The sequence below is a fragment of the Paenarthrobacter aromaticivorans genome, from assembly GCF_019038615.1.
GTDB lineage: Bacteria > Actinomycetota > Actinomycetes > Actinomycetales > Micrococcaceae > Arthrobacter > Arthrobacter aromaticivorans.
Map to the genome: position 1 here is coordinate 33,903 of NZ_JAHOPC010000017.1, position 20,011 is coordinate 53,913.

Consider the following 20,011-nt stretch of genomic DNA (forward strand, 5'->3'; position numbering starts at 1 on the left):
AGGACCCAGAAATGACCAGCATCGCTGCAGAATCCACCGAGACACTCGATAACGAGGCACTCCCCGCTGCCGGGAAAGCTTCCCAGCCCGCCACCTCCAACCTGCGGGTGGCCCGCTTCGAGCCGCTTCCGGCCCCTCAGGACCTCATCGCCGAGCTGCCGCTGGACGCCCGCTCAGCTGCCGTCGTCGACCGTGGCCGGGATGAAGTCCGGGCCATCATGGACGGCGTGGACGACCGCCTGCTGGTAATCGTCGGGCCTTGCTCCATCCACGATCCCAAGGCCGGTCTGGAATACGCGCGCCGGCTGGTCAGCCAGGCGGAGAAGCACAAGGAAGACCTGCTGATCGTCATGCGGACCTACTTCGAGAAGCCGCGCACCACGGTCGGTTGGAAGGGCCTCATCAACGATCCCCACCTGGACGGCAGCCACGATATCGCTGCCGGCCTGCGCGCCGCCCGCGGCTTCCTCAAGCAGGTCACGGCGCTGGGCCTGCCCACCGCCACCGAATTCCTGGAGCCCATCAGCCCCCAGTACATGGCGGACCTCGTCTCCTGGGGTGCCATCGGCGCCCGCACCACCGAAAGCCAGATCCACCGGCAGCTCGCCTCCGGGCTGTCCATGCCCATCGGCTTCAAGAACGGAACCGACGGCGACCTCCAGGTGGCGATTGACGCATGCGGCGCATCCGCCGCTGAGCAAGCCTTCCTGGGAATCGACGACGACGGCCGCGCGGCTCTCGTGGCCACGTCCGGCAACCCGGACACCCACGTGATCCTGCGCGGCGGCCGCAAGGGCCCCAACTACTCGCAGGAAGACGTTGCCGCTGCCTCATCCAAGCTCGCCGCCAAGGGACTGAACCCACGCTTGATCGTGGACGCCAGCCACGCCAACAGCGGCAAGAGCCACCACCGCCAGGCCGAGGTTGCCTTGGAAATCGGCGCGCAACTCGAGGCGGGTACCTCTTCTCCTGTTGCCGGCGTGATGCTGGAGAGCTTCCTGGTAGGCGGGGCGCAGAACCTCGACGTGGCCAAGCAGCTGGCTGGTGAGCAGGAACTCGTCTACGGCCAGAGCGTGACCGATGCCTGCATGGAATGGGATGTCACCGCTTCAGTCCTGGAGCAGCTCGCTGCATCGGCTCGGAAGCGCCGGCTGGTTTCGGGGGAGTAGCCGCGGAGTAGAGTCCCACTTAGCCGAAATGCTTTCACATTGGTCACTTCAGCCTCTAGAGTATCTAGCACATGGTTGTTTGATGGCTCAGCATCGGCACACCGTTCTACTGGGGGTGTCCTGTCCGGCTGAGAGCAAAGGAATATGGGAAATGTCCGCGGAGACTAACTTCTCGAATGCGCGTTTCATGACTGTGGCTGAAGTAGCCGACGTCCTGCGTGTTTCCAAAATGACTGTGTATCGCCTGGTCCACTCCGGGGAAATGCCTGCCGTCAGGTTTGGCCGCTCCTTCCGGGTGCCTGAGGAAGCCGTGGCCCAGTACCTCAAGGGTGCTGTGGTCGACGGACAATCGGAGACCGCCTGAGGGCGCCGCAGTCCGTCCCGCGGACCGTGGTCACGGGGTGCCCCTTTGAAGCGGTACTCTGTTAAGGAACGTTTTACGTCAATGTAAGAATCTGTCAGTTGTACTGTCTGCTGCTAGTCCGCGGATCCGTTCCAACAGACAGGACCTTCATCTAGTTTGTAAGGAACTTTCGTGGGTTCAGTTATTAAGAAGCGCCGCAAGCGTATGGCCAAGAAGAAGCACCGCAAGCTGCTTCGCAAGACTCGCCACCAGCGCCGCAATAAGAAGTAGAGATACTTCACCAAGCGTGAATGCCCGTTGCCTTCCAAGGCAGCGGGCATTTTTGCATCCCAACGCTCTCTCACATCCTGCGGCATTTTGGCTGTTCCTCTCTCACATCGGGACGCTTCTGGCCGGATCTTCTCTCACATCCTGCAGGGTGTGGGCCGGATCTTCTCTCACATCCTGCGGGGTGTGGGCCGGATCTTCTCTCACGTCCTGCGGGGTGTGGCCGGATCTTCTCTCACGTCGTGTTCCTGGCAAACCCGGATGCAACGGATGGATCTACCCATGCAGTCCGTAGCGCCCTCTTGATCTGCCGAACGGCGCTGCCAAAATTGTCCGCCTGGTCCTCTTTTCCAAAGACAAGGACAGTCCAACCGGCTGCCCTAAATGCTTTATCCCTGCGCCGATCGCTATGCATCTGCTCCTCCTCAAGGTGATGGCCGCCGTCGTACTGGATCGCGAGGCGACGGCTCTTGAAACCCAAGTCCGCTGAAGGCGAGAAGGGGTCGTTCGGACGGAGCATCACCTGGAGCTGAGGTTCCGGCAAGTTGGCATCAAACATGGCCAAACGAAGCAAAGTCTCGGGAGCCGAGTCGGCCCCGACGCGCATAAGGTCCAGGGCTTCCCGTGCCCGGACGACGCCTTGGCGGTTTTTGTGCCGTTCGACCATGCTCCGAAGCTCCTCAGCAGTAGCGAACGGCGCAACGCGCCCCTCAAAGTCGGGCCGTGGAATGCGAATCAACTGATCTGCCACGCATACGAGGTCATGAAGGGGAAGACGACGCGCCAAATCCAGCCATGTTCGGGCTCGAGTGCTCATCCAAATTCCTTGGACTTGCTCAATCTCTCCCTCGAAGAGCGTTTGGGTGTGCCCGATGATGCCTTTGCGCCGGACCGACGGCAGATGTCGCGGTTTGCTCAAGTGCAATTCGTTTGAATCCGATAGCCACGCTGGCAATACAAGACCATGGAGCCTGGCGGCAGTTGTATGGGAGATCCAAGCGCCAGGGCTGGCGGAGGAGAGTGAACGGGCGGCTGACGCAAGGTCGAAATCCCAATCACTTGGCCGGTACAAGCCACGGCTAACGGGAACGATGTTGCTGTTGCGCCAAATGACTGAGGGATCGATGCCCGCTGCTTTGGCTTCGTTCAGGCTGAAGGGCCCCAAGACCGGGCTTGATGGGTTGAGTAGCGAATTCTGCATACCCGCATTGTTCCTTGGAAGCAGCTGAGCGTGCAGAAGTTATCCACAGGCCTCCGACTGGCGGGGCGGGATGTGAGAGAAGAACGGTGGAAACGGGGCGGGATGTGAGAGAAGAACGGTGGAAAGGCGTCGGGATGTGAGAGAAGAACGGTTAGCGGGGGCCGCGGAACTTTGAGAATCCACGCCACAGCCCATAAATGGCGCCACCCACGGTTGCCGCCTTCAGCCCGAGCGTTGCTGCACGGCGTCCGGACCGGAAATCGTAGACCGGCCAGTTGTTGTCGCGGGCATGCCGGCGCAGCTTGGAGTCGGGGTTGATCACCACGGGGTGACCCACCATGGTGAGCAGTGGGATGTCGTTGGCGGAGTCGCTGTAAGCCCAGCAGTGATCCAAGTCCAAGCCTTCCTGCTCAGCCACTAGTTGGACCGCGATGGCCTTAGCCGGCCCGTGCAGGATGTCGCCTACTAGCTTTCCGGTATACATTCCGTCATGGACCTCACCCACGGTTCCCAGCGCGCCTGTCAGACCGAGCCTTTTGGAAATGACTGTGGCAACCTCAATCGGCGTGGCGGTCACTAGCCACACCCTCCGGCCGACACGAAGGTGCTGCTCCGCAAGGGCCTTCGTCCCAGGCCAGATCCGGGACTCGATCATTTCGTCATAAACTTCTTCGCCCAGGGCTTTGATGTCCTCGACGGTGATCCCGGCTGCCAGGGTCAGAGCGGAATCGCGCACGGCATGGACGTCGTCCATGTTCTCGCCACGCATCACAAACTTGAACTGCTTCCAAGCGAAGCCGGCCGCCTGGGACAGTGTGAAGGCCTTGCGTTCGTACATCTTGCGAGCCACGTGGAAGAGGCTGGCGCCCTTCATCAGCGTGTTATCGACGTCGAAGAAAGCGGCTTCGCCTGTGTGCTGCTGCACTTTGGCGTCAGCGACCACAGCGGCGTTCTTCTCGTCGGGCATGCCTTGAGTCTAGTCAATCGCCAGAGCCCAGCGTTGAGGGCGCACGGTGGGGGCTGCCCTAGAGGATGTGAGAGAAGGATGGCCGGGAGGGGGTGGGATGTGAGAGAGCGTTCGGCCGGCAGGGGGTGGGATGTGAGAGAAGGATGGCCGGGAGGGGGTGGGATGTGAGAGAAGGATGGCCGGGAGGGGGTGGGATGTGAGAGAGCGTTCGGGCGGTTACCGTTGTGACATGGCTATTCCCGACGTCGTTCTCCTCACCAAAGCTGACTGCCACCTATGCACGGAGGCGCGTGCCGCCGTCGAGCGCGTTACCTCGGAACTGGGCGTCCCGTGGACCGAGCAGGCAATCGACGGTAACGCAGAACTGCAGCAGCGTTACGCGGAGGAAATTCCAGTGGTGCTGGTGGATGGGGTCCAGCGCGACTTTTGGAAGATCGACGAGCAGCGCTTGACCCGTACTTTGAAAAGAGTCCTCGAAGGCTGAGGGCCAGAGGACTCTGTTACCCGGAAGTACCGGCTTTTGTTGAGTCCGGCCAAGGGCCATAGAGTGGAACAACAAGCGACGCAATGGAGAAAACCGTGACTGCGCTGGAACCGTCCCCGGGGGCAACAAGCGGGGACCACGAACCTGCCGCCAAGCAGATCCCGCCCGCGGCTGTGGCCCGGATGACTCTCTATTTGCGCGCGCTCAACTCGCTCCTGGCAGAAGGCGTGGAACGTGTGTCATCGGACGCGTTGGCCGAGGCTTCAGGCGTCAGCTCCTCCACACTGCGTAAGGATCTCTCCTACGTCGGCTCGTACGGGACCCGCGGCGTGGGCTATGAAGTCCAGTACCTCAGCCGTCACATTGCCGCAGCCCTTGGCCTGACGCACGACTGGAAGGTCGCGATTGTCGGTGCCGGTAACCTCGGCAAGGCGCTGGCGCGGTATGGCGGCTTCGAGTCCCGGGGCTTCGACGTCGTGGCTATATTCGATGCAGACCCCATGGTGATCGGCAACGAGGTGGGTTGGTTGCGGGTCAGCGATTCAGCGGAACTTGAACGTGTCCTGGAGCGCACCCATACCAACATGGTGGTGCTGGCTTTGCCCGCCACAGTGGCCCAGGAAGTCTGTGATCGCGTCATCGCTGCTGGAATCCGGAGCATCCTGAGCTTTGCTCCAGTTCTCCTGCAGGTTCCGCCGCACGTGAACCTCCGCAAGGTGGACATGGCCACCGAGCTGCAGATCCTGGCCTACCACGCACAACGGGCGCAAACACCGGGTCAGGCTGTCTAGCCTTACCGGGTCCGCGCCCGCTGACGTTATGGCAGCAAGCTTGTTGGCTTAGCGGCCGTAAGGGTTCTGGTATGGGTTGCCGAAGGGCTGCGGCTTGCGGAAGTACGGAGCCGACGCCGGCAGGTACAGCAGGACGATTGCGGCAACTCCCAGCAGGATCACCAAGAGCTGCAGGATGCCGTACGTGGCACCGAATTGGAACAGTCCGGCGAGGCCAAGGACAGAGATTGCCGCGAAGACGGTGCCCAGGATCCTCGCCCAGTTCTTGCCCTTGCGGACTGGGAACGCAACCAAGGCGTATAGGCCAAGGGACACGATGGCCCCAACGATCGCGGCAACGACAAGACCGCCACGCATGCCTTCCAGGGAGCCTGGGGGGAATTCAGTTCCCTGCTGTGCGGCCTGCCGCATCATCGAGTTGATGAAGGCATCCGAGCCGGTGGTGGCCAGGATCAGCGAGCTGATGGCGGAGAGGATGCCCGCCGCGATGATCATCCAGAAGGAGATGTTGACCATCTGGGGAACGGTGGTAGGCCCTGGCTGCTGGCTGGGCCAGTTGGTGTCCTGGCCGTATTGCGGGGCCTGCTGACCGTAGGGAGACGGCTGCTGACCGTAGGGAGATGGCTGCTGGCCAAACTGCGGAGCCTGCTGACCATATTGGGGAGTCTGCTGGCCGTACTGGGGAGCCGGGGGCTGACCATATTGCGGGGCAGCCGGGGACTGCTGACCGTACTGCGGAGCGCTCGGCTGCTGACCATATTGGGGAGTCTGCTGACCATATTGCGGTGCCGAGGGCTGACCGTACTGTGGCATGGATGGCTGGCCCGGCTGCTCAGGCTTGTTGGCGTCGCCCTTGTTGGCATCACCGGTGTTGGCATCGCCGGGATTGGCGTCCCCGGCGTTGGACGGCGGGTATGGAGGGTTGCTCATGGCATTCCTTTGCTTGTTCGACTGCTGGTACGGCTGCCGGGATCAGCAAAAAGACCCTGCCCCCAGCCTGGTTCTGCTTCCACCGTACCTCCGGGGTCCGGTGCTGCGGATGATCCCACGCAGGAATTTCCTGCTTGAGCTGAAATCATCACGATGGCGTACGCCTTCATGATGAAGGCCGTGGTGGTCCAATGGACCACCACGGCCTTGTTCACCTGTCAGGGCGGCTTGGATGAGAGCCCGACGCCGGTACTTCAGGAGGGTTAGACGGCGCCCTTTACTGCCTTGAACCACAGCTGCGAGTTCGGCAACCACATCAGTACAACGGCGACTGCGCTGACCAGGAAACCAAACCAGTTGCCACCCAGGCCCGCACCGGGTCCGCCGGCGTTGATGGAGCCAAAGATGGCGAGCAACAGGGAAACCGCGGCAAGGACGGTGAGGGCAAGGCGTGCCCATTCCTTGCCTTCCTTCATCTTCATGGCGAGGACTATCTGGGCGGCTGCAACAGCAAGGCTGATGATCAGGAGAACCAGAAGGAGTGCTGCAACTCCTGGCATGAAAGCGAACGCGGCGATGATGGCGAAAAGTCCAATGAGGCCAAAGAGGAGGCCCAGGAGTCCCGAGATGACCCAAATGAAGTAGGACACTTTGAGCTCGGTGGGCAGGCCCATGGTCTTGAAGATGCCCGAGAAACCACCTTGCGGAAGGACATCGTTGAAGTTGCGGGGTCCGTCGGTGGGCATTTCGAAGTGGAAACCACCTGGCTGGCCCTGCTGACCCGGTCCGGGCTGCGAATACTGGCCAGGTTGCGACGGCGGCTGGTAGCCCTGCGGTGGTTGGTAACCCTGCGGTGGTTGGTAACCCGCAGGAGGAACATTGCCGGGCTGCGGAGGCTGGGAGCCGGGCTGCTGAGGCTGTGGTGCTTCGTCTGGGTTACTCATGGCATCACTTTAGACCGCAGGTTGAAGGATGCATAGGAGATTTGGAGCCGGTTCGCAGCTAACTACAGGGTGTTTGCCGAATAATCGCAGGGTGACTTCTGAGTACGCGAAACGGCGCCCCCACAGCTGAACTGTGACGGGGCGCCGTTTACTCGGGACTGCCGTGCAAGCTGCTGTGGATCTAGGCAGCTGCCGGTGCGATGAACGCGAGTTCCAAGTTGATGACAACCTTGTCGCTGACCAGGACGCCGCCGGCCTCGAGCACTGCGTTCCATGTCAGGCCGAAGTCCTTGCGGCTGATGGTGGTTTCGCCGGAGACGCCTGCACGGGTGTTGCCGAAGGGATCCACGGCGACACCGTTGAATTCGGTTTCGATGGAAACTTCCCTGGTGATTCCCTTGATGGTGAGATCGCCCACAAGATCGAAGCCGTCGCCGTTTGCCTTGACGTGGCGGGAGACGAAGGTGATCTCCGGGAACTTCTCCACATCGAAGAAGTCTTCGCCCTTGACGTGGCCATCGCGGTTGACATCGCCGGAGTCAAAGCTGGCCGTCCGGATGGTTGCGGTGACCTTCGAGTCAGTCAGCGTCTCGCCAACTTCGAGGGTAGCGTCGGCGTCCTTGAAGACACCGCGGACCTTGCTAATACCTGCGTGGCGGACCGTGAAGCCGATCTCGCTGTGGGAAGCGTCGAGGGTCCAGATGCCGGTGGTGACGTTGGCGGGAAGGGTCATCATGATGTTGCTCCTGTATGTAGTGGAAGGTACCGCTTGCTTGCCCGGCCGACTGGTTGATGCATTTACTTGAAACGTCAACCGAGCTTCGTGTCTAGTATAAACATGCATATGCATCTTTTATTCCAACTCCACGGAACATTTTGAGAAAACTTTGAGTTCTACTAGCGGTAGAAGATTTCGGATCGCCCCGCTTCTTTGAGAAACTGGTAAACATGCCCCAAGCAACTGTCCATCTGCTTCGCCATGGCGAGGTCCATAATCCCGATGGCGTCCTCTATGGCCGGCTGCCTGAATTCCATCTTTCCGAGCGGGGCCGGGAGATGGCCCGCATGCTGGCCGAGCACTTCGCTGTCCGTGCGAGCGAGGGTGCCAAGATTGTCCACTTGGTCGCCTCGCCGCTCACGCGCGCCCAGGAAACGGCACAGCCCACTGCTGAGGCGCTCCATCTCGACATCCACACGGACCCCAGGATCATCGAAGCAGAGAACCACTTCGAGGGACTCCACCCCACGCGCAGCGAATTCCTGAAACCCAAGCACTGGTTCTACTTCCGGAACCCCCTGCGGCCGTCTTGGGGCGAGCCCTATAAAGAGCAAGCAGCGCGGGTCCTGGCTGCCGTTGAAGACGCACGCGTCAAGGCCATCGAACTGGGTGGCGACGGCGCTGAAGCGATCCTCGTCAGCCATCAGCTTCCCATCTGGTCCACCCGCCGGTCCGCCGAGGGCCGTCGGCTAGCGCACGACCCCCGTAAGCGTGAGTGCACTTTGACCTCCCTGACATCCCTGGTCCTGGACGACGACGGCAAGATTGTGCGGGTCGAATACAGCGAACCTGCTGCGGTGCTCCTTCCCGGTGCAGCAAGCACCCCGGGGGCGTAGGCACATGGACAACAACCTTTCGCGTCGTGGCGTGCTGACAGCCGGTGGTGTCCTGTTGGCAGGACTTACCATGGGCCTGTCAGCCTGCGCCCAGAAGGACTCCCTCGCAGAGCAGGCCCGAAAAGGCGACAACAAGAACTACGTGGCCGGGGACGGTTCCGTCACGGAGTTCGCCAAAGCGGACCGCGCTGCACCCGTGGCGCTCAAGGGGACACTCTTCAATGGAGACACGGTCAAGCCCGAAGACCTTAAGGGTAAAGTCACGGTCTTGAACTTCTGGTTCGCGGCCTGCGCCCCATGCCGGGTCGAAGCTCCCCAGCTTGAAGCCCTCCACCAGGACTTCAAGGACCAAGGCGTTCAATTCTTCGGCGTTAACCTGCGTGACGAGAAAGCCACCGCTGACGCCTTCGACAAGACCTTCAACCTCACCTACCCGAGCTTCAACGACAAGGACGGGGCCGTGCTCCTGTCTGTGTCCGGGATCGTGCCTCCGGGTGCGGTGCCCACCACCTTGGTCCTGGACAAGGAGGGCAAAGTTGCCTCCCGCGTCCTGGGCGAAATTGAGAAGAGCACTTTGAAGGCCCTCATTACGTCCGCAGTGGCTGAGTAGTACCAATGAACAGTCCTTTCGCCGAGACGATCCTGAATGGATCACTGCTGCTTGCCGTGCCGGTTGCGCTGCTGGCCGGACTCGTCTCATTCCTTTCGCCGTGCGTGCTGCCGCTCGTCCCCGGTTACCTTGGCTACGTCACGGGACTGACCGGCGTCGACCTCCAAAAGCAGCGGCGGGGCCGCATGCTGGCAGGTATCGGGCTGTTTGTGCTGGGCTTCTCGGTGATCTTCGTCCTCCTGGGCGGTGCGTTCGGCCAACTCGGGACCCTGCTGACAGGTCCGCAGAACGCCTGGATCACCCAGGTGCTGGGCATCCTGGTCATCCTCATGGGCATCGTCTTCATGGGTGGCTTTGGTTGGCTGCAGCGCGACGCCAAGATCCATGCCAAGCCTCCGGCCGGTCTGTGGGGCGCGCCGCTGCTGGGGCTGACGTTCGGCCTCGGGTGGGCTCCATGCATCGGGCCCACATACTCCGCGGTACAGTTGCTGAGCCTGTCCGGTGGATCGTCGGCGACAAAGGGTGCGCTTTTGGCCTTCGTTTACAGCCTTGGCCTGGGTATCCCGTTCCTCCTGATCGCCCTTGCCGTCCGGCGGGGCATGGGTGTCATGTCCTTCTTCCGGACGCACCGCCTGGCGATCCAGCGGTTTGGCGGAGGCATCCTGATTTTGCTCGGCATCCTGATGGCCACCGGTGTGTGGGGAACCTGGGTGACCGAGTTGCAGTACTGGTTCCAAACCGATGTGAAGTTGCCAATCTGATGAGCGAGTCCGTGAAAGCCAAGAAGAAGTCACCAGCCGCTGAAAGCACCAAGACAGCGGAAGGAAAACTCCAGCAGGCCAAGTCCGAGGCCGCGCTGCCCTCCTTGGGCATCCTGGGCATGCTTCGGTGGGCCTGGACCCAGCTGACGAGCATGCGGACGGCGCTGTTCCTGCTGCTCCTGTTGGCTGTGGGCGCGGTGCCGGGGTCCCTGTTCCCGCAACGCCCTGCGAACCCTGCGGTTGTCACCCAGTACATCAAGGACAACCCGTCTTACGGCCAGCTACTCGATGCCCTGCAGCTTTATGATGTCTACTCGTCGGCCTGGTTCTCGGCCATTTACATCCTGCTGTTCATCTCCCTGATCGGCTGCGTCACCCCGCGGGCCATTGCCCACTACAAGGCCATGAAGTCACAGCCCCCGCGCACCCCCAAGCGCCTTTCGCGCCTGCCTGAGTACGGCACCCTGGCGCTGCCCGCCGACGCCGGGATCCCGGCGTCGAAGGCCATCAACGATGCCGCTGGACTGCTCAAAAGGCGCGGCTACCGCGTGGAAGTCAGGGACGTCGACGGCGACCTCCCGTCCCTGGGTGCCGAGCGCGGTTTCCTGAAGGAAGTCGGCAACCTGGTCTTCCACACTTCACTGATCGGCGTGCTGGTTTCCGTGGCTATCGGCGGCCTGTTCGGATACAGCGGCCAGCGGATCCTGGTGGAAGGTGAGACGTTCGTCAATACTTTGGTGGGCTACGACCAATTCACCCCGGGCACCAACTTCCAGAGCAGTTGGCTCCAGCCTTACTCCATCCAGTTGGACAAGTTTGAGGCCACCTTCGATCGCGAATCGCCAAAGAAGATCGGTCAGCCCATTGACTACACCGCCGAGGTCACCACCAAGGAAAATCCGGATTCGCCGGCGAAGAAGGAAATCCTCAAGGTCAACGATCCCATCACTCTGGGTGGCACCAGCCTGTACCTCACCGGAAACGGCTACGCCCCCGTGGTGACGGTCCGCGACGGCGAGGGCAACATTGCTTTCCAAGGCCCGGTCACGGCCAAGGTCCAGGGCGATAACTACTACTCATCCGTGGTCATCAAGGTGCCGGACGGCAAACCGGACCAGCTGGCATTCCAAGGCTTCTTCCTGCCCACCGCCTTCAAGTCCGAGGACGGCATCTCCTTCAGCGCAAGTCCCGAACTCTTCAACCCACAGTTGAGCCTGGATTCCTACTTTGGGGACCTCGGCCTGGACAAGGGCGTACCCCAGAACGTGTTCGAGCTGGATGTCAGGAACCTCCAACAGCTCAATGGCCGAAAACTTGAAGCCGGTGGAATCACGCTGGCCCCGGGGATGACCAAAACACTGCCGGACGGCAAAGGCAGCATCAGCTTCGACGGCGTCAAGAAGTACATCGGCGTGGACGTCCACCACAACCCAGGCCAGCTGTACGCCTTGATCTTCGGCCTCCTGGCCGTTGCCGGCCTGGTGACTTCGCTCTACGTCAACCGCCGCCGTGTCTGGGTCCGCACGGGGACCCACCAGGACGGCCGCACCATGGTGGAATATGGCCTGCTGGCCCGAGGCGAAGACCACCGGCTCGCGGGCGAAGCAGCAGCCCTCCGCGAACTCCTTACCCGGGAATGGCAGATCCCCTCTGACTCGGGTAACGCGTCAGCAAACCCCAACCCGTCAGCAAACCCCACAGTCTCTTCCCCAACCTCGAAGGACCAGTAATGCCCGTCATCAACGAAACCCTGGGCCAGTACAGCGAGCTGTTCATGCTGCTGGCCGCCGGCACGTACACCGTGGCGTTCATCGCGTTTGCCTGGGACCTGGCCAAGAGCAGCAAGGCGCTGCGTGCCATCGACGAGAAGGCTGCTGCCAGCTCCCCAGCACAGAAGGTGGCTGTGGCGGCTGGTCGCGGCGGCGGAGGCTTGGGGGGCGTCGACGCCGGTGGGCCGGCTGGCCGTGCCGAGCGTCCGACGTCGGGCCTCACCGTGGAGGGCGGCACCGCAGCCGGCGACATGAAGTACTCCGCCGAACGCCGCGTGCCTGCGCGGGTGGCTGTGGCACTCACAGTCCTGGGCGTGCTCATTCATGGTGCGGGCGTTGTGACCCGTGCACTGGGCGCAGGCCGGGTGCCGTGGGGCAACATGTACGAGTTCCTCACCACCGGCGCATTCGTCGCCGTGGCAGTCTTCCTGATCGTGCTCATCCGCCGTGACCTGCGGTTCCTGGGTACGTTCGTCATCGGGCTGGCCATCATCATGCTGGTGGCTGCCTCGGTATCGTTCTGGACGCCGGTGGGCCACCTGGTTCCGGCCCTCCAGAGTTACTGGCTGATCATCCACGTCTCCATCGCTGTCCTGTCCTCGGCCCTGTTTACTTTGACGTTCGCCATGTCCGCGCTGCAGTTGGTGCAGTCGTACCGGCAGAAGAACCTGGCCGCGGGCCGCGCGGACAATCTTGGCTTCATGCGGGTGGTTCCGAATGCGCTGAGCCTGGAAAACCTGTCCTACCGCATCAACGCGATCGCCTTCATCGGCTGGACGTTCACCCTCATGTTCGGTGCCATCTGGGCTGAGAAGGCCTGGGGAAGGTTCTGGGGCTGGGACCCGAAGGAAGTGTGGACGTTCGTTATTTGGGTGGTCTACGCCGGATACCTTCACGCCCGGGCCACCCGTGGTTGGACCGGAACCCGCGCAGCGTGGTTGTCGATCGTTGGCTACGCGTGCGTGATCATCAACTTCACACTCGTGAACACCGTTTTCAACGGCCTGCACTCATACTCCGGGCTCTAATATTCGGGGCTGTCAGCAGAACGCTTTTCAGGCGCCAGGCGTGAAAGGCCTCGCTGGCGTTTAGCCGCGGTGGACGCGGCTAGATTTCCGTCGCGCGCCGTCGTCCGCTCATCAGCCACGCCGTGGTGGAGGGCAGGAACAACAGGATCAGGCCTGCTGCAGCCAAGACGTACTGCACGGCTAGCAGCACTGTGGATAGGACACCTTCGCCTCCCGGCGCCACGACGAAATCGGCTGTGATCACTGTGACCACGGCGTGCAGGAGGGCCACCGGTGCCAGCAGCCAGCGCGCCCAGCTGCGGCGCCTGAAGGCCACGGCCAGCAGGACCGCTTCCATCGCGACCACCAGCGCAAGCATGGCCAGGCTTCCCAGGAACACGACGGCGGTTGCACCCTCGACTGCCTGGGCGTCGCCATCGGGGAGCTTGTTCGCGATAACGCCCTTCAGACGGTCCAGGTGCGAGTCGCGGGCAAGGAAAGTGGTGACGACTACTGCGATTCCTGCGACAAAGCTGGCTACCCACAGCCACCTGGACAGCAGCGCAGGGCCCGGTGGCCGCACGACGCCGTCAAGGGACGGTGGAGGAGACAGGGAGACGCCGGAGCTCGAAGGCGGCGTAGACCTGGGTGGCCCGCCGATGGGTGACGCGGTAGCAGACGACTGCCGTGATCCATCAGCTTGCTGGGCCATGTTCCCTACTTCAGTTCGTCGGTGCCATGGGTATCGGGCTCGCCGCGCTTGGCATCGCCGGACTTGTACCCAGGGGCTTTATTGCCCTGGCTGCCCTGCGCTCCATCAGTACCATTGAGCTTTCGCTCTTTGGCTTCCAGTTCTGCCTTGAGCTTCTTGAGGCGCTCTTCCTCGGCGGCGTTCCGGCGGCGGGATTCGAGATTGCGGAGAAACTCGGGATCGTCGTCCGGGGCGGTGGGGTGGCGGCGGATTGGCTGCGCCGAGGCCTTGCCGTAGGGCCTGCCGAAGATGAACCAAAGGACGGCACCGAGGAGGGGCAGGAGGATCATGACCACGATCCACGCGGGCTTGGAGATGCCTCGTGTGTACCTGCCATCGGTACGTATCACGTCCACGAGGGCGTAGACGAAGATAACAAGGACGACGACGACGCCAACAACCCGGAGCATGCACCAAGTCTAGTCGCCGGAAGGCATTCACTGGACGCCCGGTTCCGGCTGTGATCAGAGTGCAACCATCCGGACCGCTAAACTTGGATAGTGGCTTTCCTGAAGTATTCCCTCATCCGTATGGCGCTGTTCGTGCCGTTATTCATCCTTTTCGCCCTTTTGCAGGTGGGCTGGGTCCTGGCGGTGGTCTTCGCGGGGCTGATCGCGTTCGCCATCAGTTACCTCTTCTTCCAGAAACAGCGCGACGCCGCCACTGCGGCCATGCGGGAACGTTTTTCCGGCCGCGCCAAGCCCATCCGCACCGCTGGTGAGGTTGAGGACGCCGAGGCAGAGGATGGCCTCGTGGAGCAGAACCCGGACATCGCCGTCAACAACGACAAACGCCCGGGTTCCAAGTAGGAAAACCTAGAAGCCGCGGTTCAGGATCAGGCCGAGCGAGAACAGCAGGCTGTAGCCGAGGTTGATCAGGCCGGTCTGCTTGAGCACGGGTATGAGGCTCTTGCGCTTCTTGCCGTTGACCATGAGCCAGGCAGGCATCAGGCAGGCGGGGATCAGCAGGAGAACGATCAACATCCATGGCTTGGTGGGTGCCAGAACAATCACCAGCAGGATGGCGACGGCCAGCATCAACACGTAGCTCTCGCGGGCATGCCTGTCTCCAAGACGCACCGCCAAGGTCCGTTTTCCGGCCGCCGTGTCCGTGGGAATATCCCGGACATTGTTGGCCATGAGCAGGGCGCAGGCGATGAGTCCGGTGCCGATCGCGCCGATGACCGCTGCAAGGCTAACCTGCCCGGCTTGGGTGTAGGTTGTGCCGAGCGTTGCCACCAGGCCGAAGAACACGAAAACGAAGACGTCGCCCAAGCCAAGGTAGCCGTAAGGGTTCTTGCCGCCCGTGTAGCCCCAGGCTGCCAGGACGCAACCGAGGCCCACCAGGATCAGCCACCAGGTTTGGGTGATGATGACCAGGATCAGCCCGCACACCATGGCAGCGCCGAACAGACCGAAGGCGGCCCACTTCACTTGCTCGGGCTTGGCGAGTCCGGAACCAACCAGGCGCAGCGGCCCCACCCGGTCCTCGTCCGTCCCGCGGATGCCGTCCGAGTAGTCATTGGCGTAGTTGACGCCCACTTGGAGAAGAAGCGCCACGAGCGCCGCCAGGATCGCATTCGGCAGCCGGAAAGCATGGAGCTCGTACGCCGCTGCCGAACCGATCAGTACGGGCGCGATTGCCGCGGGCAGTGTGCGGAGCCGGGCTCCTTGAATCCATTGTGCAGCTGTCGCCACGTGTAGTACCTCGTGTATTTCGCGTTGATCTATGGTCGGAGTCATGAGGGCAGAACGTGTCTATTGTCCCTGATGCGCGGCGGAAAGCTGTTCGATCATGGCCAGCCGGTCCGGTTTTCCGTTGGGCAGCATCAGCAAGTCCTTCTCGGCAACCACGGTCTTGGGGGCCAAGACCCCCAACGCTGCTTCGTGGCGGGCCGTGAATCTCTTCAGCCCTTCCGGCGAGGGATCGGTCATGGCCACGTACGCTGCCACGGCCTGGCCCCATTCACGCGACGGGACACCCGCGACGAAAGCCGCGGTGACGCCGTCGAGCTCTTCCAGTTTGCTTTGGATATATCCGGCGGAGGCCTTCACGCCCCCGGTGATGATGACGTCGTCGGCGCGGCCAAGGACGGTGAGCTTGCCGTCGTCGGTAACTTCGCCGAGGTCGCCGGTGACGTACCAACGCACGCCGTCCTTCTCGAAGAACGCGGCCTTTGTGGCCCGCGGGGCGTCAAGGTAGCCCGCCGCCACGGTGTCACCGCCCAGCAGAATGCGTCCTTCCAGTTCGCCCTCTCCGATGCGGACCTCGACGCCGTCCAGCGGCTCGCCGTCGTACACGCACCCGCCGCACGTCTCGGCTGAGCCGTAGGTGGTGACCACGTGCAGCCCTTCCGCCTGGGCGTCTGCCAGCAGCTCATCCGAGGCTGGCGCGCCGCCCAGCAGGATCGCATTGAAGCGGCGCAACACGGCAAGGGTCTCCGGTGCGGGGGAGTCCAGGAGCCGCTGCAACTGGGTGGGGACCAGCGACGTAAAGCGGATCTTGTCCGTCAGTTCCCCGGCCGCAGCTGTGAATGCCTCAGGCGTGAAGCCGTTTGACTGGTCCATCACCCAGGGCCGCGTCCCAGCATAGAGGGAGCGAACCAGGACCTGGACGCCAGCCACATACTGCAAGGGGAGCGCCAGCAGCCACTGGCCTTCACCGCGCAATGCCATTGCCGTGGCAACAGAGGACGCCGCCAGGGCATCCACAGTGAGGACAGTCGCCTTTGGCGTGCCGGTGGAGCCGGAGGTTCGGACCACCACTGCGGCTTCTTCCACGCCGGTCTCTACCGGGACTGCTTCCGGCTGGCCGTCCTGGTGAACCACAATTTCGACGGCGGGACCCTCGCCATGCAGGGCAGCGGCCAGTGCTTTGAGTACGGGATCGATGTCCACGGGGGAGTCCTAGAAGTAGTAGGGGAAGTTGGACCAGTCGGGGTCGCGTTTCTGGAGGAAGGCTTCCTTGCCCTCCACGGCCTCGTCCGTCATGTAGGCCAGCCGCGTGGCTTCACCGGCGAAGACCTGCTGCCCGGCAAGGCCGTCGTCGGCCAGGTTGAAGGCGAACTTCAGCATGCGGATGGCCTGGGGGGACTGGCGGGCGATATCAGCCGCGTACTCCAGCGCGACTTCCTCCAACCGCGCGTGGTCCACGGCCTCGTTCACGGCTCCCATCTTCACCATGTCCTCGGCGGAGTATTCGCGGGCCAGGAAGAAGATCTCCCGCGCGGCTTTCTGCCCTATCTGGCGCGCCAGCAGCGCAGAGCCATATCCGGCGTCGAAACTTCCCACCGTGGCGTCAGTCTGCTTGAACTTGCCGTGTTCGCGCGAGGCGATGGTGAGGTCGCTGACCACGTGGAGGGAATGTCCGCCGCCGGCTGCCCAACCATTGACGACGGCGATGACCACCTTGGGCATGGTCCGCATCAGGCGCTGGACTTCCAGGATGTGGAGGCGGCCTGCCCGGGCGGGATCGATGGTTTCCTGGGTGTCGCCTTCGGCGTAGCGGTAGCCGTCCCTGCCGCGGATCCGCTGGTCGCCGCCCGAGCAGAACGAGTGCCCGCCGTCCTTTTCCGACGGCCCGTTGCCCGTGAGCAGTACGGTGGCGACGTCAGGAGTCATGCGGGCGTGATCCATGGCCCGGTACAGCTCGTCCACAGTGCCCGGACGGAACGCATTGCGGACCTCGGGGCGGTTGAAGGCGATGCGGACAGTGGGGAGGTCCTTGACTGTGCCGTCCGCGGAACGGTCAACCTGCCGGTGGTACGTCATGTCCTTGAAGTCGTCGAAGCCGGAAACGGTACGCCAGCGCGAGGGGTCAAAGATGTCGGAAACCTTGGCAGGGAGTTGGTTGTTCACAGTCCGAGTCTAGTAATGGCCTTGGCTGATGCAGAACTCGTGGTCTTGGCGGCAGGTCCCGTCTTGCCTAGTGGGGGAGGAAGTCCGGCGGGATCGCATATATGAGAACCACGGCCAGGAGGTTCTTGGCCGCATGGACGAAGTAGGAGAACATCAGGTTCTTTCCCGTCCACACATAGACCGCTACCAGCACAAGGGCCATGCCAAGATACGGCGCAAGGGCGGACAACACCAACCCTTCCCTGCCCACAACATGGATCGACGCGAAAACTCCTACCGAAATGGCACAGCAGATCCAAATGTTCACGTACTGCGACAACTTGCCGATCAGTAGGTGCCGGAACAAGTACTCCTCCACGAATGGCCCCAGGACCACCAGCAGCGGCACCATGAGCCAGGCCGGCACACGCTGTAGGAGGCCTTGGATGCCCAACTGGTTTTCGGAAGTCTGCGCCGTACCGAGCGCCCCAACCAGGAGAGCCGTGATGATCAGCATGACCACCACCGCAAGGGGCACCATTCCAAGAGTGAACCAAGGGCGGGTGCCCAGGATCTTGACGTCACGGCCAACTATGCGCCAAGCCGACGCCAAGGCAAAGACCCCGACGGCGGCATAAAAGAGCGCGTTAACGGCATACGAGGCGGTGGCAGGGTCAGAAAAAAACTGGAGCATCATTCGCTCCACCGATTCGCCCGCAAACGTGAAGTAGACCGTGAAACCCACGTAGGCGGCGACGGCCACGGCGTCCAGGGCGTTGAACCGGTAAAGCCTCGCCTGCGTCGAAATGGTGCCCATATGACCAGACTATCTTTGCTGGGTGGCCCCCGCTTCGCTACAATTTTCGGTATGCCTAACATTTCGTTTCGGTGCGCCAAAGTTGTCCGCCGATTCGCTGCCCTACTGACCGCATCCGCTCTGGTGCTCGGGGTCTCCGCTTGCGGAGGGAATTCCTCCGCCGGAGGTGATGACAAGCCCGTTGTCCTGACCACCTTTACCGTGTTGGCCGACGTCGCCAAAAACGTCGCCGGTGACAAGCTCCGGGTGGAATCCATCACCAAGGCCGGGGCTGAAATCCACGGCTACGAGCCCACTCCCGGGGACATTCGCAAGGCTGCCCAGGCCGACCTCATCCTGGATAACGGCCTGAACCTTGAAGCATGGTTCTCCCAATTCGTGGAGGGGCTCGATGTGCCCCACGCCGTGGTGAGCGACGGCGTGAAGGTCATGCCCATCGCAGAAGACTCCTACCAGGGCAAACCGAACCCGCATGCATGGATGTCCCCCAGCAACGTCCAGATCTACGCCAACAACATGGCCAAGGCTTTCGCCAAGCTGGACCCGGCCCACGCCAGCGAGTTTGAAGCCAATGCCAAGGCTTACAACGCCAAACTGCAAACCGTCCAGGATGAGATGGTCTCCAAGCTCTCCGTACTGCCGGAAGCACACCGGGCGCTGGTGACCTGTGAGGGTGCATTCTCATACCTCGCCCGGGATGCCGGACTCAAAGAGGTCTACATCTGGGCCGTGAACGCGGAGCAGCAGGCCACGCCCCAGCAGATCGCGCGGGCCATCGAATTCGTCAAGGACAACCAAGTGCCGGCAGTGTTCTGCGAATCCACCGTCTCGGACGCCCCCATGCGCCAAGTTGTCGGTGCTACCGGGGCCACATTCGGTGGCGTCCTCTACGTGGACTCGCTATCAGAAGCAGACGGTCCTGTTCCCACGTATTTGGACCTTATCCGCCACGATGCGAAGACCATCACCACAGCACTGGCAGGAGGAGCGTCATGACCAGCCCCGCGATTGTCGTTGAGAATGTCACGGTCCACTACGGCGAGGTGCTGGCGCTGGACTCCGCATCCCTCACCCTGGACCACGCCAGAATCTGCGGTTTGGTCGGCATGAACGGCTCGGGCAAATCCACCCTGTTCAAGACCATCATGGGCATGGTGAAACCCGATTCCGGCAGGGTCCTCATCAACGGTCACCCGCCCATGAAGACCCGCAAGGAGGCCGGCATAGGCTACGTCCCGCAGAGCGAGGATGTGGACTGGGCCTTCCCCTTGTCCGTCCGGGATGTGGTGATGATGGGCCGTTATGGGCACCTCGGTTTCACCCGCCGTCCACGGAAAGCAGACAGGGACGCCGTCGAACAGGCCCTGGAACGGGTGGAGCTTGGCGAGTTTGCCGACCGCCAAATCGGCCAGCTGTCCGGCGGGCAGAAGAAGCGTGCCTTCGTAGCCCGCGGCATCGCCCAAGGCGCCACCATGATGCTCCTGGATGAACCCTTCGCCGGAGTGGACAAGCGATCCGAAGCCACTATTACCAGGCTGTTGCGCGAACTTGCCGCTGACGGCGCCACCATCCTTATCTCCACCCACGACCTCCACGCGCTCCCGCAACTCTGCGACGAAGCCGTGCTCCTGATGCGCAAGGTGCTGATGCATGGCAGCCCGGACGTGGTGCTGCAACCCGAAAATCTGGCCATGGCATTCGGCCTCGACGTCATGAACAGGGGCTAAGC

General features: G+C 62.3%; 24 protein-coding genes. 13 read left to right on the plus strand and 11 right to left on the minus strand.

What is annotated here, in order from left to right; translation table 11 throughout:
* Positions 1 to 11 precede the first annotated feature (11 nt).
* From KSW38_RS20690 to KSW38_RS20700, 3 genes are all read left to right on the plus strand, one after another.
* Complete coding sequence (locus KSW38_RS20690; RefSeq protein WP_254186761.1) at positions 12 to 1,169, plus strand: 3-deoxy-7-phosphoheptulonate synthase; 1,158 nt, start codon at positions 12 to 14, stop codon at positions 1,167 to 1,169.
* Positions 1,170 to 1,320: 151 nt separating this feature from the next.
* Entirely contained in the window at positions 1,321 to 1,533 is a 213-nt protein-coding gene (locus KSW38_RS20695) for a helix-turn-helix domain-containing protein (RefSeq protein ID WP_017199160.1), read from the plus strand.
* Between the two features lie 171 nt (positions 1,534 to 1,704).
* Complete coding sequence (locus KSW38_RS20700; protein WP_003792170.1) at positions 1,705 to 1,803, plus strand: 30S ribosomal protein bS22; 99 nt, start codon at positions 1,705 to 1,707, stop codon at positions 1,801 to 1,803.
* Positions 1,804 to 2,035: 232 nt separating this feature from the next.
* On the opposite strand, the gene KSW38_RS20705 is transcribed toward KSW38_RS20700, so the two are convergent.
* Together KSW38_RS20705 and KSW38_RS20710 are read right to left on the minus strand one after the other, a co-directional pair.
* On the minus strand, positions 2,036 to 3,001 hold the full coding sequence (locus tag KSW38_RS20705) for a DUF559 domain-containing protein (RefSeq protein ID WP_216926837.1): 966 nt from the start codon (positions 2,999 to 3,001) through the stop codon (positions 2,036 to 2,038).
* 151 nt (positions 3,002 to 3,152) lie between these two features.
* The gene (locus tag KSW38_RS20710) at positions 3,153 to 3,968 is read right to left on the minus strand and encodes an HAD family hydrolase (RefSeq protein ID WP_216926838.1); all 816 of its coding nucleotides are present in this window, start codon (positions 3,966 to 3,968) and stop codon (positions 3,153 to 3,155) included.
* A gap of 229 nt (positions 3,969 to 4,197) precedes the next feature.
* Between KSW38_RS20710 and KSW38_RS20715 the strand changes: the two genes are divergently transcribed.
* Together KSW38_RS20715 and KSW38_RS20720 are read left to right on the plus strand one after the other, a co-directional pair.
* Positions 4,198 to 4,452: a glutaredoxin family protein gene (locus KSW38_RS20715; RefSeq protein WP_216926839.1), complete on the plus strand. Its 255-nt coding sequence runs from the start codon at positions 4,198 to 4,200 to the stop codon at positions 4,450 to 4,452.
* An 83-nt stretch (positions 4,453 to 4,535) separates the two neighbouring features.
* Positions 4,536 to 5,243: a redox-sensing transcriptional repressor Rex gene (locus KSW38_RS20720; RefSeq protein ID WP_216926840.1), complete on the plus strand. Its 708-nt coding sequence runs from the start codon at positions 4,536 to 4,538 to the stop codon at positions 5,241 to 5,243.
* Positions 5,244 to 5,291: 48 nt separating this feature from the next.
* On the opposite strand, the gene KSW38_RS20725 is transcribed toward KSW38_RS20720, so the two are convergent.
* From KSW38_RS20725 to KSW38_RS20735, 3 genes are all read right to left on the minus strand, one after another.
* Entirely contained in the window at positions 5,292 to 6,173 is an 882-nt protein-coding gene (locus tag KSW38_RS20725; RefSeq protein ID WP_216926841.1) for a hypothetical protein, read from the minus strand.
* A 263-nt stretch (positions 6,174 to 6,436) separates the two neighbouring features.
* Complete coding sequence (locus KSW38_RS20730; protein WP_216926842.1) at positions 6,437 to 7,117, minus strand: hypothetical protein; 681 nt, start codon at positions 7,115 to 7,117, stop codon at positions 6,437 to 6,439.
* 181 nt (positions 7,118 to 7,298) lie between these two features.
* On the minus strand, positions 7,299 to 7,850 hold the full coding sequence (locus KSW38_RS20735) for a YceI family protein (protein ID WP_216926877.1): 552 nt from the start codon (positions 7,848 to 7,850) through the stop codon (positions 7,299 to 7,301).
* 215 nt (positions 7,851 to 8,065) lie between these two features.
* Between KSW38_RS20735 and KSW38_RS20740 the strand changes: the two genes are divergently transcribed.
* The 5 genes from KSW38_RS20740 to ccsB are packed head-to-tail and all read left to right on the plus strand — an operon-like array spanning position 8,066 to position 12,899.
* Positions 8,066 to 8,731 carry a histidine phosphatase family protein gene (locus tag KSW38_RS20740; RefSeq protein WP_216926843.1) on the plus strand — a complete coding sequence of 222 codons (666 nt, stop codon included), beginning with the start codon at positions 8,066 to 8,068 and terminating at the stop codon, positions 8,729 to 8,731.
* A 4-nt stretch (positions 8,732 to 8,735) separates the two neighbouring features.
* Positions 8,736 to 9,341, plus strand: a complete 606-nt coding sequence (locus KSW38_RS20745; protein ID WP_216926844.1) for a TlpA family protein disulfide reductase — start codon at positions 8,736 to 8,738, stop codon at positions 9,339 to 9,341.
* Between the two features lie 5 nt (positions 9,342 to 9,346).
* Positions 9,347 to 10,102 carry a cytochrome c biogenesis CcdA family protein gene (locus KSW38_RS20750; RefSeq protein ID WP_216926845.1) on the plus strand — a complete coding sequence of 252 codons (756 nt, stop codon included), beginning with the start codon at positions 9,347 to 9,349 and terminating at the stop codon, positions 10,100 to 10,102.
* Entirely contained in the window at positions 10,102 to 11,832 is a 1,731-nt protein-coding gene (gene resB / locus KSW38_RS20755; RefSeq protein WP_216926846.1) for a cytochrome c biogenesis protein ResB, read from the plus strand. The genes KSW38_RS20750 and resB overlap by 1 nt, the downstream gene beginning before the upstream one ends.
* Positions 11,832 to 12,899 carry a c-type cytochrome biogenesis protein CcsB gene (gene ccsB, locus KSW38_RS20760; RefSeq protein ID WP_216926847.1) on the plus strand — a complete coding sequence of 356 codons (1,068 nt, stop codon included), beginning with the start codon at positions 11,832 to 11,834 and terminating at the stop codon, positions 12,897 to 12,899. The genes resB and ccsB overlap by 1 nt, the downstream gene beginning before the upstream one ends.
* A 79-nt stretch (positions 12,900 to 12,978) precedes the next feature.
* On the opposite strand, the gene KSW38_RS20765 is transcribed toward ccsB, so the two are convergent.
* Together KSW38_RS20765 and KSW38_RS20770 are read right to left on the minus strand one after the other, a co-directional pair.
* The gene (locus tag KSW38_RS20765; protein WP_216926848.1) at positions 12,979 to 13,590 is read right to left on the minus strand and encodes a hypothetical protein; all 612 of its coding nucleotides are present in this window, start codon (positions 13,588 to 13,590) and stop codon (positions 12,979 to 12,981) included.
* A 5-nt stretch (positions 13,591 to 13,595) separates the two neighbouring features.
* A complete protein-coding gene (locus KSW38_RS20770; protein ID WP_216926849.1) occupies positions 13,596 to 14,039 on the minus strand; it encodes a PLD nuclease N-terminal domain-containing protein in 444 nt (147 codons plus the stop codon).
* A gap of 87 nt (positions 14,040 to 14,126) precedes the next feature.
* Between KSW38_RS20770 and KSW38_RS20775 the strand changes: the two genes are divergently transcribed.
* Entirely contained in the window at positions 14,127 to 14,438 is a 312-nt protein-coding gene (locus KSW38_RS20775) for a DUF4229 domain-containing protein (RefSeq protein WP_216926878.1), read from the plus strand.
* A gap of 6 nt (positions 14,439 to 14,444) precedes the next feature.
* Here KSW38_RS20775 and KSW38_RS20780 read toward each other — a convergent pair whose 3' ends face one another.
* From KSW38_RS20780 to KSW38_RS20795, 4 genes are all read right to left on the minus strand, one after another.
* Positions 14,445 to 15,326 (minus strand): 1,4-dihydroxy-2-naphthoate polyprenyltransferase, encoded by an 882-nt coding sequence (locus KSW38_RS20780; RefSeq protein WP_216926850.1) that lies wholly within the window; start codon positions 15,324 to 15,326, stop codon positions 14,445 to 14,447.
* Between the two features lie 60 nt (positions 15,327 to 15,386).
* Entirely contained in the window at positions 15,387 to 16,526 is a 1,140-nt protein-coding gene (locus tag KSW38_RS20785) for an AMP-binding protein (RefSeq protein ID WP_216926851.1), read from the minus strand.
* Between the two features lie 9 nt (positions 16,527 to 16,535).
* On the minus strand, positions 16,536 to 17,486 hold the full coding sequence (locus KSW38_RS20790) for a 1,4-dihydroxy-2-naphthoyl-CoA synthase (protein WP_216926852.1): 951 nt from the start codon (positions 17,484 to 17,486) through the stop codon (positions 16,536 to 16,538).
* A 67-nt stretch (positions 17,487 to 17,553) separates the two neighbouring features.
* Positions 17,554 to 18,282, minus strand: coding sequence for a CPBP family intramembrane glutamic endopeptidase (locus KSW38_RS20795; protein WP_216926853.1), 729 nt, complete (start codon positions 18,280 to 18,282; stop codon positions 17,554 to 17,556).
* Positions 18,283 to 18,333: 51 nt separating this feature from the next.
* On the opposite strand from KSW38_RS20795, the gene KSW38_RS20800 reads away from it, so the two are divergent.
* Together KSW38_RS20800 and KSW38_RS20805 are read left to right on the plus strand one after the other, a co-directional pair.
* Positions 18,334 to 19,278: a metal ABC transporter substrate-binding protein gene (locus KSW38_RS20800; protein WP_216926854.1), complete on the plus strand. Its 945-nt coding sequence runs from the start codon at positions 18,334 to 18,336 to the stop codon at positions 19,276 to 19,278.
* On the plus strand, positions 19,275 to 20,009 hold the full coding sequence (locus tag KSW38_RS20805) for a metal ABC transporter ATP-binding protein (protein ID WP_216926855.1): 735 nt from the start codon (positions 19,275 to 19,277) through the stop codon (positions 20,007 to 20,009). The genes KSW38_RS20800 and KSW38_RS20805 overlap by 4 nt, the downstream gene beginning before the upstream one ends.
* Positions 20,010 to 20,011: the final 2 nt, after the last annotated feature.